Origin of the sequence: Bacillus sp. FSL K6-3200 (assembly GCF_038630485.1) — a bacterium.
GTDB classification, from domain to species: Bacteria; Bacillota; Bacilli; order Bacillales; family Bacillaceae; genus Bacillus; species Bacillus safensis.
Map to the genome: position 1 here is coordinate 1,606,263 of NZ_CP152032.1, position 14,011 is coordinate 1,620,273.

The 14,011-nt window shown below is 42.8% G+C and carries 12 protein-coding genes; 8 read left to right on the forward strand and 4 right to left on the reverse strand.

What is annotated here, in order from left to right; all coding sequences use genetic code 11:
* The first annotated feature begins 61 nt into the window (after positions 1-61).
* The 4 genes from MHI60_RS08115 (at position 62) to MHI60_RS08130 (ending at position 5,200) form a co-directional block, all read left to right on the forward strand.
* Entirely contained in the window at positions 62-919 is an 858-nt protein-coding gene (locus MHI60_RS08115; protein WP_048237914.1) for a MurR/RpiR family transcriptional regulator, read from the forward strand.
* A gap of 184 nt (positions 920-1,103) precedes the next feature.
* Positions 1,104-2,648, forward strand: coding sequence for a gluconokinase (gntK, locus tag MHI60_RS08120; RefSeq protein ID WP_144484104.1), 1,545 nt, complete (start codon positions 1,104-1,106; stop codon positions 2,646-2,648).
* Positions 2,649-2,672: 24 nt separating this feature from the next.
* Positions 2,673-4,001 carry a GntP family permease gene (locus MHI60_RS08125; protein ID WP_039182672.1) on the forward strand — a complete coding sequence of 443 codons (1,329 nt, stop codon included), beginning with the start codon at positions 2,673-2,675 and terminating at the stop codon, positions 3,999-4,001.
* Between the two features lie 257 nt (positions 4,002-4,258).
* On the forward strand, positions 4,259-5,200 hold the full coding sequence (locus MHI60_RS08130) for a hypothetical protein (RefSeq protein WP_342502680.1): 942 nt from the start codon (positions 4,259-4,261) through the stop codon (positions 5,198-5,200).
* Positions 5,201-5,231: 31 nt separating this feature from the next.
* Here the strand turns inward: MHI60_RS08130 and MHI60_RS08135 are convergent, their stop codons facing one another.
* Positions 5,232-6,569 (reverse strand): amino acid permease, encoded by a 1,338-nt coding sequence (locus MHI60_RS08135; protein WP_041108467.1) that lies wholly within the window; start codon positions 6,567-6,569, stop codon positions 5,232-5,234.
* A 314-nt stretch (positions 6,570-6,883) separates the two neighbouring features.
* Between MHI60_RS08135 and MHI60_RS08140 the strand changes: the two genes are divergently transcribed.
* Positions 6,884-8,398 carry a PAS domain-containing protein gene (locus tag MHI60_RS08140; protein ID WP_095409940.1) on the forward strand — a complete coding sequence of 505 codons (1,515 nt, stop codon included), beginning with the start codon at positions 6,884-6,886 and terminating at the stop codon, positions 8,396-8,398.
* Positions 8,399-8,437: 39 nt separating this feature from the next.
* Here MHI60_RS08140 and MHI60_RS08145 read toward each other — a convergent pair whose 3' ends face one another.
* Together MHI60_RS08145 and MHI60_RS08150 are read right to left on the reverse strand one after the other, a co-directional pair.
* Positions 8,438-9,421 (reverse strand): Gfo/Idh/MocA family oxidoreductase, encoded by a 984-nt coding sequence (locus MHI60_RS08145; RefSeq protein WP_144471682.1) that lies wholly within the window; start codon positions 9,419-9,421, stop codon positions 8,438-8,440.
* 129 nt (positions 9,422-9,550) lie between these two features.
* Positions 9,551-9,910, reverse strand: coding sequence for a MerR family transcriptional regulator (locus tag MHI60_RS08150; protein WP_012011790.1), 360 nt, complete (start codon positions 9,908-9,910; stop codon positions 9,551-9,553).
* Between the two features lie 297 nt (positions 9,911-10,207).
* Here MHI60_RS08150 and yidA point away from each other — a divergent pair, with 297 nt between their 5' ends.
* Positions 10,208-11,020, forward strand: coding sequence for a sugar-phosphatase (gene yidA / locus MHI60_RS08155; RefSeq protein ID WP_144484098.1), 813 nt, complete (start codon positions 10,208-10,210; stop codon positions 11,018-11,020).
* A gap of 36 nt (positions 11,021-11,056) precedes the next feature.
* Here yidA and MHI60_RS08160 read toward each other — a convergent pair whose 3' ends face one another.
* The gene (locus MHI60_RS08160; RefSeq protein ID WP_144484095.1) at positions 11,057-12,064 is read right to left on the reverse strand and encodes a helix-turn-helix transcriptional regulator; all 1,008 of its coding nucleotides are present in this window, start codon (positions 12,062-12,064) and stop codon (positions 11,057-11,059) included.
* Between the two features lie 129 nt (positions 12,065-12,193).
* On the opposite strand from MHI60_RS08160, the gene MHI60_RS08165 reads away from it, so the two are divergent.
* Both MHI60_RS08165 and MHI60_RS08170 read left to right on the forward strand, forming a co-directional pair.
* Positions 12,194-12,913, forward strand: coding sequence for a class I SAM-dependent methyltransferase (locus MHI60_RS08165; RefSeq protein WP_144484092.1), 720 nt, complete (start codon positions 12,194-12,196; stop codon positions 12,911-12,913).
* Entirely contained in the window at positions 12,898-13,995 is a 1,098-nt protein-coding gene (locus MHI60_RS08170) for a saccharopine dehydrogenase NADP-binding domain-containing protein (RefSeq protein ID WP_144484089.1), read from the forward strand. Before MHI60_RS08165 ends, MHI60_RS08170 begins: the two co-directional genes overlap by 16 nt.
* Positions 13,996-14,011: the final 16 nt, after the last annotated feature.

Here is a 14,011-nt window from a genome sequence, read left to right on the forward strand (position 1 = left end):
TATAAGATGGGAACATGAGGAAATGTATGCGCTCACATAAATAAGGGAGGAGTGAAGTCAATTGGCTTCTGTCAGTTTAAGTAGTATTGAAAAAATACGCGCAGCAAGCAGAGGATTGCCGCCAAAGCTGAAAGGAATTGCAGAACATATTACGAGTGAACCTGGCGACATTATTCATTTGTCTATTGTCGAGCTTGCCAAAAAGACAGCGAGTTCAGAGGCAACGATTTTTCGTCTTTGTAAAAGGCTTGGATTTGAGGGTTTTCAAGATTTGAAGATTGCAATTGCCCAGGAAATAGATCAAACAAAGCCTGATTATGTAGATGAAGAAATGAGTCTTGATGATGATACAGCTGTTTTTATGCAAAAGGTTTTTCAGGCGAATATATCCGCATTAAAGGATAGCTTTCAATTGTTGAATCCAGAGGATGTAGAAAAAGCGATAAAAATCATTCATGAAGCAAAGCGCTTAGAGTTTTATGGGAGTGGCGGGTCCGGCCTCATTGCAACAGACGCTTTTCATAAATTTATGAGGACAGGTATCAACTGTATTGTTCACACCGATTCTCATTTCCAAGCGATGTCTGCCGGTCTTCTCGACCAGCACAGTACAGTGATCGGTATATCTCATTCTGGCCGTAATAAAGATTTACTCGATGCGATGAAAACAGCAAAGGAAAAAGGAGCGAAAACCATCGGTATTACAAGCTATCAGCGCTCTCCATTGAGCCAGCTTGCCGATGTCACGTTGTATACTTCGACGCAAGAAACGGCTTTTCGAACAGAAGCGATGTCTGCAAGACTTGCTCAGCTCACTGTCATTGACGTACTATACTTTGCCCTTGCACACTTAAGGCAGCAGGAAACTTTAACAAATTTAAAACAAATGAGAGAAACCATTTCACAAAAAAGGGTGTAATGGTTTCAAAAATAAATTTTTCTATTAGTGAAAAATGCCGTTGTGGTAACGATTGTGAGCTTTTAAGTGAAAATAATTTTCTTTTCAGTCGTTGAATGTCGAAAAAATTATTCCTATAATGGGATTTAACAGGTATATCAAAACAATAAATATGATTTCAAATCAATGATTGGGCGTGATACAGATGAAGGGAAACCAGGCGGTAATTGGTTTGGATATTGGAACAACAAGTACAAAGGCGGTGCTGTTTGGACCACAGGGGAAAGTGATAGCAAAACATTCGGTTCCTTATGATCTCATTCAGCCCCAGCCAGCATGGGTTGAACAAGACCCTGAACATATATTAGAAGCTGTCATTGCAAGTGTAAGAGGTGCGTTGACGAAAGCAGCATTTGATGCAAAACATCTCATAGGCATCGGGATTAGTACAGCGATGCATTCCTTGATTGTGATGGATAAGGATGACAAGGCGTTAACGAACAGTATCATTTGGGCAGATAACAGAAGTGCAGAGCAAGCGAAGCGAATCACTTCAGACATGGACGGCTTCGAAGTGTATAAAAGAACCGGCACGCCGATCCATCCAATGTCACCGCTTTCAAAAATACGGTGGATCAAGGAAATGGCACCTGATGTCTTCAAAAGGGCAGCGAAATTTATTTCCATTAAAGAATATATTCTTTATCATTTCTTCGGTCAGTATGTCGTCGATTATTCAATCGCTTCAGCAACGGGACTGTTCCGTTTGGAAACGCTTCAATGGGATGAGCAGGCGCTTCGCATTGCTGGAATTGATGCCAGTCAATTGTCTGAACTTGTCTCCACGACGCATCAGCTGAGAGGTCTTCAGCCAGAGATTGCCCTAAGAATGGGCATTGCGGAAGATACACCATTTGTGGTTGGTGCGAATGATGGGGTTCTAGCGAATTTAGGTGTGGGCGCAATTGGAAAAGGTGAGGTGGCTGTCACGATTGGGACAAGCGGTGCAGTCCGTACGGTCGTGGACAAACCAATAACAGATGAGCAATCAAGAACGTTCTGCTATGCGTTGACTGATAAGCATTGGGTGGTTGGAGGACCGACGAATAATGGCGGGATCATGCTGAGATGGCTGAAGGATGAATTTGGTTCCTCGGAGGTGGAGGTAGCAAAGCGCCTTGGAGTGGACCCTTACGACCTGATGATTGATATTGCAAAAAAAGTTCCAGCCGGCTCAGAGGGGCTGCTGTTTCTGCCATTTTTAACAGGTGAGCGTGCACCTTATTGGAATCCAAATGCGAGAGGCACTTTCTTTGGGATTGGTCTTCAGCATAAGCGGGAGCATTTTATAAGAGCTGTGTTAGAAGGCGTCATCATGAGTGTTTTCTCGATCGGTGTTGCCTTAAGGGATTTAACCGGTTCAGCTAAGGATGTCAGGGCGTCAGGCGGATTTGCGCGATCTCCGCTTTGGCGGCAAATTTTAGCGGATACAATGGGAAGGGAAGTACTTGTCCCAGAAAGCTACGAGGCATCAGCACTTGGGGCGGCTGTGCTCGCACTTCATAGTTTAGGTTATATGGAAGAGATAGAAGAGGTTCAAGATTGGATTCGAATCTCTGCCCGTCATGAACCAAATATGGAGAACAATGAAACATACATAGAAATGTTTTATTTATATGAGCGTCTCTATGACAAACTGAAGGATGAATTTGATGTCATTAGTGCGCTGCAATTAAAACAAAATCATTAAACATCAGGGAAAAGGTGGGAGAGCATGCTTTTATTCATCGTGATTGCGGCAATTGTCCTATTACTCATCCTCATAACAGTTGCTAAGTTGAATCCGTTTGTGAGTTTAATTATTACCTCTATGTTAGTCGGCTTTGCCACAGGGATGGACCTGCAGGAAATCATTCAATCCATTAAAACGGGGTTAGGCAATACGTTATCATTGCTGGCCATCGTTCTAGCGCTTGGAACCATGCTTGGGAAAATGATGGCTGAATCAGGTGGAGCTGAGCGAATCGCTCACACATTAATCGGCCGGTTTGGGACAAAAAATGTGCATTGGGCGATGATGTTTGTTGCCTTTATTGTGGGAATACCTGTCTTTTTCCAGGTCGGATTCGTTCTTCTCATTCCTTTATTGTTTACGATTGCGATTGAAACAGGCATCTCGCTCGTGACAATTGGGATTTCGCTCATTGCTGGCTTGTCTGTCGTTCATGGTCTTGTGCCGCCTCATCCAGCTGCTATGGCAGCTGTCGGCATTTATCATGCCAACGTGGGGAAAACCATTTTCTTTTCCATTATTGTCGGTTTGCCGACAGCTATTATTGCTGGGCCGCTGTATGGAAAGTGGATTGGAAAGCGGATTCATAAACCAGTTCCAGAGCTGCTGAGAAAGCAATTTACTGAACGCAATGAAGATCGCAAACTTCCCGGATTTGCAAATACGATGTTTACGATTTTGGTGCCAGTGATTCTAATGCTTCTTGCCACACTGGCGGATATTATTTTACCAGAGGACAGTTTATGGTTTCAGATATTCAAGTACATTGGAGATCCAATTACAGCACTGTTGATTGCAACGGTGTATTCTTTCTTCAGTCTTGGCTTTGTGCAAGGGATGAGCCGTGACCGGGTGCTTTCCTTTAGTAATGAATGTTTAGGACCGATTGCTTCCATTCTGCTTGTCATTGGAGCAGGCGGGGCTTTCAATAATGTGCTCATCGATTCGGGTGTTGGTGATTATATTGCAGATTTAGCCAAACACTCGCCGATCTCGCCAATATTGCTTAGCTGGCTGATTGCTGCTGTTATTCGTGTGGCAACAGGATCTGCTACGGTCTCCATGATGACCGCAGCTGGTATTGTCGCACCGATTGCTGCATCTATGCCGGATGTGAGCAGAGAGCTTCTAGTGTTAGCTACAGGGGCGGGTTCGTTGATTTTGTCTCACGTCAATGACTCTGGTTTTTGGCTGATCAAAGAGTATTTTGGTATGACCATTAAAGAAACGTTTTTGACATGGACGGCTATGGAGACGATCATTTCCGTTAGTGCCATTGCATTTATTATGATCATTAATATGTTTATATAGCGAAACACAACAGCCTGGTTCTGCGGAATTGGGCTGTTTTTGCTTGTGGCAATACCACTTTTTTCAGATTGGGGTAAAATGAAGGTACTGATAAGTGGGAGGCGGACACGATCGAACCATTAAAACATGTTTATCATGAATTATTTATTGAAGAATTAGCGGAGAAACTTGCACAAGCGTCGACCGGATTTGATGTTGAAAAATTCCAACGGCTTGTGTTTCAAAAGGATTGGCAGCAGCTTGAGTTAAAAGGCAGAATGAAAAGAGTCACTGAATCGATGCATGCTTGTCTGTCTAAGGATTATGAGCAGGCAATTGAGGTGCTGCGTCAGACAGCCCCGCATTTTTCAGGACTTAGTGCGCTTGTATTTCCAGACTACGTCGAAACGTACGGTCTAGCACATTGGGATATCTCGATCAAGGCGCTCGAATTCTTTACGCCTTTCTCCACTTCTGAATTTGCCGTTCGGCCTTTTCTGATTCAGGATCAAGACAAAATGCTGGCGCAAATGCTCGTATGGTCACAAAATCAAAATGAGCATATTCGGCGGCTGGCTAGTGAAGGAAGCAGACCACGTTTGCCATGGGGATTAACTGTTCCTGCGCTTAAAAAGGACCCTTCTGTTACGCTGCCTATTTTAGAAAACTTGAAGTCGGACCCAGCGCGCTATGTGCAAAAAAGTGTAGCAAACCACTTAAATGACATTTCTGCGATTCAGCCTGATCTGATGAAGAAGACGGCTAAAAGCTGGTATGGAACGAATGAACATACGAACTGGATCATTAAACATGCATCCCGAACCTTACTAAAAAAAGGCGATCCAGATATCATGGCTTTGTTTGGCTATGGGGATGATCCATCTGTTCAAGTAACGGATTTGGAGGTAGTTCAAGATCCTATTCGTATTGGAGAGAAAATGACCTTTCAATTTACACTTCAGGCTGATAAGCCACTAAAGCTGCGTGTAGAGTATGCCATAGACTATGTCAAAGCTCGGGGTACCCGCAATCAAAAGGTTTTTAAAATAACAGAGTTTGAAACAAGTTCAGCGTTACATAGAGAATTCGTCAGGTCACAGTCCTTTCAGAATATGACGACGAGAAAGCACTATGAGGGAACCCATACTTTAACGATTATTATCAATGGCATCCCAAAAGCATCGGTTGATTTTGAGGTAACAGAAGATAGCAGTTCATGAAAAAACCCGCCATTTCGGCGGGTTTTGGCGTTTAAGCCTTCTTTTTCATTAAGAATGAAGCGATGATGGCAGCGACTAAGAAGCCGATGCTGATAATGGAGCTAGGCAGGTTTTCTTGTCTGAATAGGAACAAAACAAAGCTCAAACTGAGTACAAGACCTGCAAATAAAGTCAAATACGGAAACAGCCACACCTTGAAATACGGTTCCTGTGGATATTTTGGACGCAGCTTCAGATGAGCCATACAAATGCTGATCCAAATGAGTGAAACAGCAAAACCAGGAATAGCCAGCATATAGCTGAAAATTTGGTCTGGATATAAGTAAGCAAAAAATGTTCCGATGAGAAGAAATAGAACGGTAACCCATAAACTTAAAATGGGTACGCCTCTTTTGTTGACCTGTGCCAGTTTTTTCGGACCGCCGTCTGATTTAGCCAGAGAATGAATCATTCTCGTCGTTCCATAAATTCCGGAATTCGCCGCAGATAGAACAGCTGTAATCAATACGAAATTAATGAAGTGAGAGGCGCCTTGCATACCAGCAGCAGAGAAGACTTGGACAAAAGGACTGTTATTTGGGTCAATTTGATTCCAAGGAATGAGTCCGCAGATGATCAAAATCGGTAATGTGTAAAATAAAATAATCCGCCACATCATACTTTTGACTACTCCAGGCAAGACCTTCTCCGCATCCTTTGTTTCAGTAATGGTCAGCCCGATCAATTCAGAGCCTCCATAAGAGAAAATAACCACTAAAAGTGATGCAAAGATCGCACCCCATCCGTTCGGGACGAAGTTTTGATAGTTGGTAAGCGCTGGTGTGCTTTGTTCGTTTGGAATGATCCCAAATAATAATGCTGCACCGAGAATAATAAAAACAATAATAACGAAAATCTTCATTCCAGCAAACCAAAACTCAATTTCACCAAAGTATTTTACATTATTTAAGTTAATTCCGATGACTAAGAGGGAGCAAAGTAAACATAGTGACCATAGCGGTACGTTCGGCAGCCAGTATTGAAGCAGACTGCCAGCTGCAATAATCTCAATGACACATACAGTGAGCCACATAAAACAGTAAACCCAGCCGACAACAAATGAAAAACGTTGACCAAGCGCAATTTGTATAAGGTCGCGAAGATTGTTTCCCGGATAAACAATGGCCATTTCGGCTAATGCTGCCATCACAATGAGGAGCAGCAATCCGGCAAATACATAGGAAAAGATGACCCCAGGACCTGCTAAACCAATTGTATCGGCACTTCCTTTAAAGATTCCTGTACCAATGACCCCGCCCATCGCAATCATGCGAATGTGACGCGGTGATAAAAGCTTTTTTAATTCTTGTTGCTCCTGATTCGCGCTCATGACGTTCTCCTTTTTTAAAAATGCTTATGTTCCATTTTCTTTTTTCAAGACGTCAGTGTCAATATAAAAAAAGAGATTTTTCAGACAAAAATAGAGGTTGATTCTATCAAAACATATATTTATATCCATAATTACCTTATTTCATCCATATTCTAAAAATGAAACTTCAAATAAATGAACATTTGCCTTATTTATGACATAAACAATTTTCAGTTTTTGTCGATATATCATTTGTATTACTAAAGTCCTAATAAAGAATTGTTTATAACTGTAAAATATTTCAAGAACGTTAGAGTTGAAAGGAGTTATGAAAGATGTTTAAGAGAAAAGCAAATGATTCATCGGCTGGACTCCTTCTGAGTGAAAGCAGCCAATTAATAGAAAGAATCGAAAAAGGAGACCTTTCAGCAAGATTAGATACTGCTGCATTTTCTTCTAGCCAAACGATAGAAGCGGTAGCGCAAATTAATGAAGCTTTGCAAAAGATGCAGGATGCCAATGAAAATATTCAAATGCGGATGGATTTAGTGACAAAAGCCATTCAAGTTGGCTTATGGGATATGGTCGTTATCGCTGGAGACCCGGTCAATCCAAAAAATGAATTCACATGGACGGATGAATTCCGCAGAATGATCGGCTTTCAAAATGAGCACGATTTTCCGAATTTATTAGACAGCTGGGCATCTAGAATACATCCGGATGAACAAGAATATACATTAAATGCATTCTCTGCGCATTTATTGGATCATTCAGGGCGTACGCCATATGATATCGAATATCGCTTGAAGTTGAAAAACGGAGATTATCGCTGGTTCAAAGCAACTGGAACGACCGTTCGTGATCGAAATGGTGTCCCTCTTCGTGTGGCGGGAGCTCTTTTTGATATTCATGATCAGAAAATGAAAGAAGAAGAGCTGCAAGCATTCGTCACAAGATATGACTTAATCAACCGTGCGCTTGTCGAAGCTCCTTGGGACATGGTGGTAGAGGCTGGCGATCCAGTCAATCCAAGTAACGAATTCTGGTGGTCTCCGCAGTTCAGAAAAACGCTTGGCTTTACTGACGAAAAAGATTTCCCGAACGTGTTAAGCAGCTGGAGCGATCGTCTGCATCCTGAGGATCAAGAAATGGCTCTTCAAGCTTTTGCAGATCATTTAAATGACCACTCTGGCCGCACACCATTCGACATTGATTACAGATTACAAAGTAAAAATGGTGAGTACCGCTGGTATCATGCTGGTGGTGAAACCATTCGTGATGAAAAAGGTGTGCCTCTTCGTGTGGCAGGAACCATTCGTGACATCACGTTAGAAAAAAACAAAGAGAAAACAGCAAATGAAATGGCTTCACAAGTAGAACAGCTTTCAAGTTCTATTAGTGAGATGGTATCGGGCATTAGTTCTGTGACAAATCAAGCACAGGAGCTTGCTGTTGCTCAAGAGCAGTCAACATCTGCCGCAAATCTAGCAAAAAATAGTGCTGATGAGACGAAAAATATTTCTGACTTAATCAAAGAAGTGGCGAACCAAACGAACCTGCTTGGTCTAAATGCTGCAATCGAAGCAGCTAGAGCTGGTGAACAGGGACGTGGTTTCTCTGTTGTTGCAGATGAAGTACGGAAGCTGGCGCTGCATAGTGCCAATGCAACGGAAAATATCGAATCTAGTTTAACGGAAATGAAAACACAAATTGATGAAATTCTTGATAATATCTCAAATATGACAGCTCTTACGCAAACACAGGCTGCTTTAACAGAGCAAGTGAATGCTGCAGTCGATGAGGTGAATCACATGTCTCAGCGTCTTGTGGCGTTTTCAAAGAGCATTTAAACGTCAAAAACCGCCCTCTCGTAGAAGGCGGTTTTTTCATTAAAATTGATCTGCTGGGAAAACAATACCTGCATCTTTTCTTGCGGCGTCAAGGATTTTCATCACTGAGAGACTTTCATCAAGCCATGCATAGCACTGTTCATGATTTTTTGTTTCAATGATCTGCTGGAAAGCTTCTGCCTCATAATACAGACGGTTTGGATTCGTTTGTGCATTGAGTGAGATGACCCTGTCATCAACATGCAGCAGCACTTCCTCGCAGCCATTCGCCCCATTTTTTACATGAATGAAGCCTTTTTCTCCTTGAATCAATGCAAAATTCATGCTGCTTGTATCCTTACTGCCGACACTTGTCGCAATAAAATCATTGTAAGTGAACGTCAAAACACCAGATGTGTCAATACCGTTTGGATGGCGGTTTGCCTGATAGCGGACCTGCTCCGGTGATCCAAAGAGGTTCATGATGAAATGGACATTATAGATATTAATATCCATCAGTGCTCCTCCAGAGAACTCAGGGTTAAAGACATTTGGCGTTTCGCCGGCAAGCAGCTGATTATATTTGCTTGAATATTGGCTATAGTTGCATTGAACCAGTTTAATTTTACCTAATTGATGAAGATGCTTTTTGATTAAATGATAGTTTGGCATGTGAACGGTTGTAATGGCTTCAAATAGGAGAAGCTGCTTTTCCTTTGCGAGAGCGATTAAGGCTTCCAGCTCTTTAACATTAGAGGTGAAAGGCTTTTCGCATATCACATGTTTTCCGTGTTTCAATGCTTTCGTTGCATGCTCGCTATGTAAACGATTCGGTGAAGCGATGTAAACGGCTTCTACGTGTGGATCTTCTAGCATAGCGGTTAGATCCGTATAAGTTGTCTGTACCCCAAATTTGTCTGCGAGCTTCTTTGCTGTTGCTTCTTTTCTTGAATAGACAGCGTGACAAGAAGCACCTTCGAGCTGTTCAACCGCTTGCAGGAAGCCTTCCACAATGATACCTGTTCCGATGGTTGCGATGTTCATTCTTCAAAACCCCTTCCACTCGTTTAGCTGTCTCTAGTATAACCGATGTTTTCATTGAACGTGTACTTACGTACCTGGGCGGAGAGGTGCCAGTGACAATCACCGGCACACCTTTGGCAGCCCTTACAATCAGCTAATGTTTGCTAATGTTTGCTTTGTTAACAATTGAATGGCAGCCTTCCTCTTTTTTAACTCGTGAATGGAGTGTTGAATATCTTCAACTTTTTGCTCGAGCAGCTGTTCAGCTTCTGTTTTTGACTGTTTTTCGAAAAGTGATTTGATAATTTCACGAATTTCTTTAAGGGAGAAATCTAGCTTTCTCGCTTCGGTGATAAATGATAGCATGAGTACATATTTTTTATCATATAAACGATAGCCGTTATGTGCTCTCTTTGGCTCTGGGAGCACCCCCTCATTTTCGTAAAAACGAATGGTTTCAATATGTACACCAGACATTTTTGACAATTTACCTCTCGTAAACGTAATCATTCCCTGCACCTCCTTTCTTTGCTATCCATCATACAATTAGATTTGCTAGTTTCAAAACATTCTATAGTGAACAATTGTTCTATTTTACTTGTTTCAAATGGGGATCAGCACGATGAATGGAATACGTTATAATAGAGTAGAACCATGTGATATTTGTTACAGATGTGAACAAGTAGACAGCGTGAAGAAAAAACGATAGGCTAAAATAGGTAAATAGTAATGAAATAACCTGTCATCATATAAAAGATGACTCAAAATAGTGACAGCACGTTTTTGCTGAGAAAAGGGGACCAGTGAATGTATAAATTAGTCGCAATTGATATGGATGGTACGTTATTAAATGATCAACATATGGTGCCGGATGAAGTGTTTGAAGCCATTCAACAGGCAAAGGCAGAAGGAATTAAAATTGTTTTATGTACAGGCCGGCCAATTGGCGGGGTGAATCGCTATTTAGCTGATCTTCAGCTTGATCAAGAGGGAGATTATGTAATCGCCTATAATGGGGCGCTTGTTCAAAACAGCCATACAAATGAAGTAGTGTCAGAGCTGACATTATCCCATGATGACTTAACTTCTTTATATGAATTGAGCCGTCAGCTGGATACACCGATGCATTATTTCGATTCAGCCAATTTATACACACCAAATCGCGATATTAGTGAATACACAGTGCTTGAATCCTACTTAACAAAACTGCCGCTTAAATATTTACCTGTTGGAGAGGCAGATTCATCGATGAGACTTCCGAAGATGATGTATATTGATCAGCCAGAACGTTTGGAAAAAACGATACAAGCCATCCCATCTGAAGTGAAGGAAAAGTATATGATGGTGAAAAGTACAGATTTCTTTCTTGAAATCCTGCATCCTGAAGTGAGTAAGGGAAATGCCGTGAAGCTTCTAGCGAAGGAGCTGGGAATTGCCCGTGAAGAAGTCATGGCTATTGGTGACAACGGGAACGATGTATCAATGCTAGAGTTTGCGGGCTGCGGCGTCGCTATGGGAAATGCCATTGATGATGTCAAAGCCGTAGCAGATGTTGTAACAAAATCTAATAATGAATCCGGAGTAGCACATGTCCTGCATGAGCTGGTTTTAGGAAAATAAGAAAAGAGCGGTCTGCCAGTGCGGTAGCCGCTTTTTTTATATATTGGAGAAAAAGTAAACAAGCATACGTCTGCTGTTTAAGTTCGTCTTTTGCAGCATCGCTTTCACATGATCATGAACGGTATGGGTTGAAATAAATAACGTACTGGCAATTTCTTTTGTCGACTGGCCCTTTAATAAGCAGTCGAGGACGTTCATCTCTCTTTCTGTTAGCCTGTACGTTTTCGCCGCATAAGGAAGAATATCATTTGTTTGGGCTCGTTTGATGTGAATCATGACAGCCTCCTCCTGCCCGTCTGCCTGCGCTAATCGAAAGGCTTGAAGGGAAAGAAAAAGCCCCGTAGGCATTCTTGTCATGCTTGCTGCTGTTTGATCGCTGCCGCCGTATAAAAGTTTAGCGCCTAATGCTCTGAACGGGCGTGGCATGATCGCCCTGTCATGGATTTGTTCAAAGGCTTGAAAAGTCTGAAGCCAATGAAGACCTGTCTCATTTCCATAAAGAAGGTTGTAATCGTGCGAAAGAATAAGGAATCCTTGTTGCTCCGCCGCCGCGTCTTCTTCAGTATCTGTTTTCTTGAAAAGTTCATCTCTTAACTTGGCTGCGAGTCTGGGCGTTTGTTCGATGACCGCTTGGATATCTTTTTCTTGAAAAGGTTCCTTGTCCTTTAGACGATAAAGGCTGGCAATCCCCCAGCATTCCCCTTGAATCACAAGAGCTGCCCGCAATTCATCAGACCAACCGTTAGGTAACAAAATATGCTGATAGCGCGCGCTGCTCCGATATTCTCCGCTTTGGACGAGACTTGCAGCATGAACAGGGCCTTTGGCTAGAAACTCATGCTGGTGTACGTCCTTTTTTAAAAATTCATTTTGAAAGAGCTGGTCATGAATTTCTTCGATCGGTTCATCTGTGAAGGAACCTGTCGAGAGGAGAGTGGCTGGATCGATGGTCGTGATACAGGCGGCATCAAAATCAAGGACGGCAGCAAGCTCGTCCCGAATGTGCTGTCTCAACTGCTGAAAATGAGTGGCTGGATTGACCACATGATCTCCTCCTCAAAAATCCCCACTTTTAGGGATCGTGTTTTCTGGTGTCTCTTTTTACAATAAAGATGTCATATCGTTAGTGTACAGGAAACGATGGAAAGCGGAAAGGAACTGGAGGAGAATCATATGAAAGGAAACCAGCATTGGCACGATCCAGTTGCTGAATCATACGCAGCAACGATTTCACATAAAGTACCCGGCTATCACCTTTTACATGAGTTAACAGTAGATGTATTAGAAACTGAAATAAAGGGAGCGTCCTCTCGTATTCTAACTATCGGAGCGGGTGGGGGCGAAGAGATCATCAATATGCTTCAGAGAAAAGAAGATTGGTTCATCACAGGAGTCGATCCGTCTGCTTCTATGCTGGATATGGCGAAACAGCGGGTTTCGCAGTTTCAGATGGAGGCGCGCCTCACTTGGTATGAGACCACATTAAACAAGGTGTCTGCTGAAGTTGTTTACGATGCAGCGGTGAGTCTGCTCGTGATTCATTTTGTAGAAAATCGGCTGCCATTTTTACAGGAGATTGCCCGAAGGCTTCAACCAGGGGCCCCGCTTGTACTGGCATTTATACAAGGAGAGATGAATTCGAGCGCATTTCAGCAGGAGCTTCATATGCTTTCTCTTTTCATGCAGCGGCAAGGTCTGGCAAAAGAAGTGTTTTCGTCCTTTAAAGACAGACTGGGACATGCGACATATCCTGTGCCTGAGGAGGAGATGAGAGAACATTTAACTGAAGCGGGCTTTCGAGACATCAGACCCTATTTTCAGGCAGGAATGATCAAAGGGCTTGTTTGCAAGCGAGGCTTTAGAGAGGCGGATGAGAGATGGGATCACAGGTGATGGTGATTGGCGGCTATGGACATGTCGGCCAGCAAATATGTTTTCAGTTAAGTGAAGTGTACCCAGGGCAAATTGTTGCGGCAGGCAGAAGCTATGAGAAGGCTGAACAATTTTCACAGCAGACAAAAGGCAGAGTTCGTCCTTACAAACTAGATGTTAGTCAGCCATTTGATTCTGACTGGATGAATGAAACAAAGCTGGTGATCATGTGTCTCGATCAAGAAGACACGTCATTTGCGGAAACTGTTCTGCGATCAGGCATTGATTATATCGATATTTCTGCCAAGGGGATGTATATGGAGCAGATGGCACAGCTGGACCAGCAGCACATCAGTGCAACGGCTTTGCTCAGTGTAGGTCTCGCGCCCGGTCTTACGAATTTATTAACTGCGAAAGCGGCATCGATGCTCTCAGCAGTGGATCAAATAGATATTGGGATTATGCTTGGGATGGGTGATCAGCATGGAAAAGCCGCGATTGAATGGACCATTGATCATGTCCATACTGATTATGAGCTCACTGAGCATCAACAGCGAAAAAGAGTGAAAAGCTTTACTGGAGGGAGACAAATCAACTTTGGTGGACAGCTTGGAAAGCGGTATGCCTATCGATTCCCCTTCTCTGATCAACAGACATTGCCTTCAACACTTCATGTGCCATCTGTGACGACAAGGCTTTGTTTTGATTCACGTCTAGCGACGGGGGCATTGGCTCTCACCAGGAGCCTTGGGCTGACGTCGTTCCTTACATTACCGAAGATGAAGGATCGAGCCATTTCAATGATTCAATCTTCTCAAGTGGGAACAGATCAATATGCGGTCAAAGTGGAAGTGACAGGGACGGATGGGAAAAAGGTTCATCATGCAGCGCTTGGAATAAAAGGGCACGACGAGTCTCAAGCAACGGCTCAAGTCGCCTGTGCTGCGGCTCTGCATTTATTGAGCAGGCGGTTTCAGCCAGGAATTTTTCATATTGAAGAATTATTTTCACTAACATTTGAGAACGGTTATTTTGCTTTGATGGATCAAAAAACAAAGAAAGAGCAGGCATTAGAGGTGAGGGCCAGCCTTTTGACGGCATAAAAGAAGACTAGCATTC

Excerpts from the sequence above, each read along its gene's own strand:
- MHI60_RS08130 (WP_342502680.1), top strand. The coding sequence starts at position 4,259 with ATGAAAAGAGTCACTGAATCGATGCATGCTTGTCTGTCTAAGGATTAT.
- MHI60_RS08170 (WP_144484089.1), top strand. The coding sequence starts at position 12,898 with ATGGGATCACAGGTGATGGTGATTGGCGGCTATGGACATGTCGGCCAG.
- MHI60_RS08125 (WP_039182672.1), top strand. The coding sequence starts at position 2,673 with ATGCTTTTATTCATCGTGATTGCGGCAATTGTCCTATTACTCATCCTC.
- yidA (WP_144484098.1), top strand. The coding sequence starts at position 10,208 with ATGTATAAATTAGTCGCAATTGATATGGATGGTACGTTATTAAATGAT.
- MHI60_RS08145 (WP_144471682.1), bottom strand. The coding sequence starts at position 9,421 with ATGAACATCGCAACCATCGGAACAGGTATCATTGTGGAAGGCTTCCTG.
- MHI60_RS08150 (WP_012011790.1), bottom strand. The coding sequence starts at position 9,910 with ATGATTACGTTTACGAGAGGTAAATTGTCAAAAATGTCTGGTGTACAT.
- MHI60_RS08140 (WP_095409940.1), top strand. The coding sequence starts at position 6,884 with ATGTTTAAGAGAAAAGCAAATGATTCATCGGCTGGACTCCTTCTGAGT.
- gntK (WP_144484104.1), top strand. The coding sequence starts at position 1,104 with ATGAAGGGAAACCAGGCGGTAATTGGTTTGGATATTGGAACAACAAGT.
- MHI60_RS08165 (WP_144484092.1), top strand. The coding sequence starts at position 12,194 with ATGAAAGGAAACCAGCATTGGCACGATCCAGTTGCTGAATCATACGCA.
- MHI60_RS08135 (WP_041108467.1), bottom strand. The coding sequence starts at position 6,569 with ATGAGCGCGAATCAGGAGCAACAAGAATTAAAAAAGCTTTTATCACCG.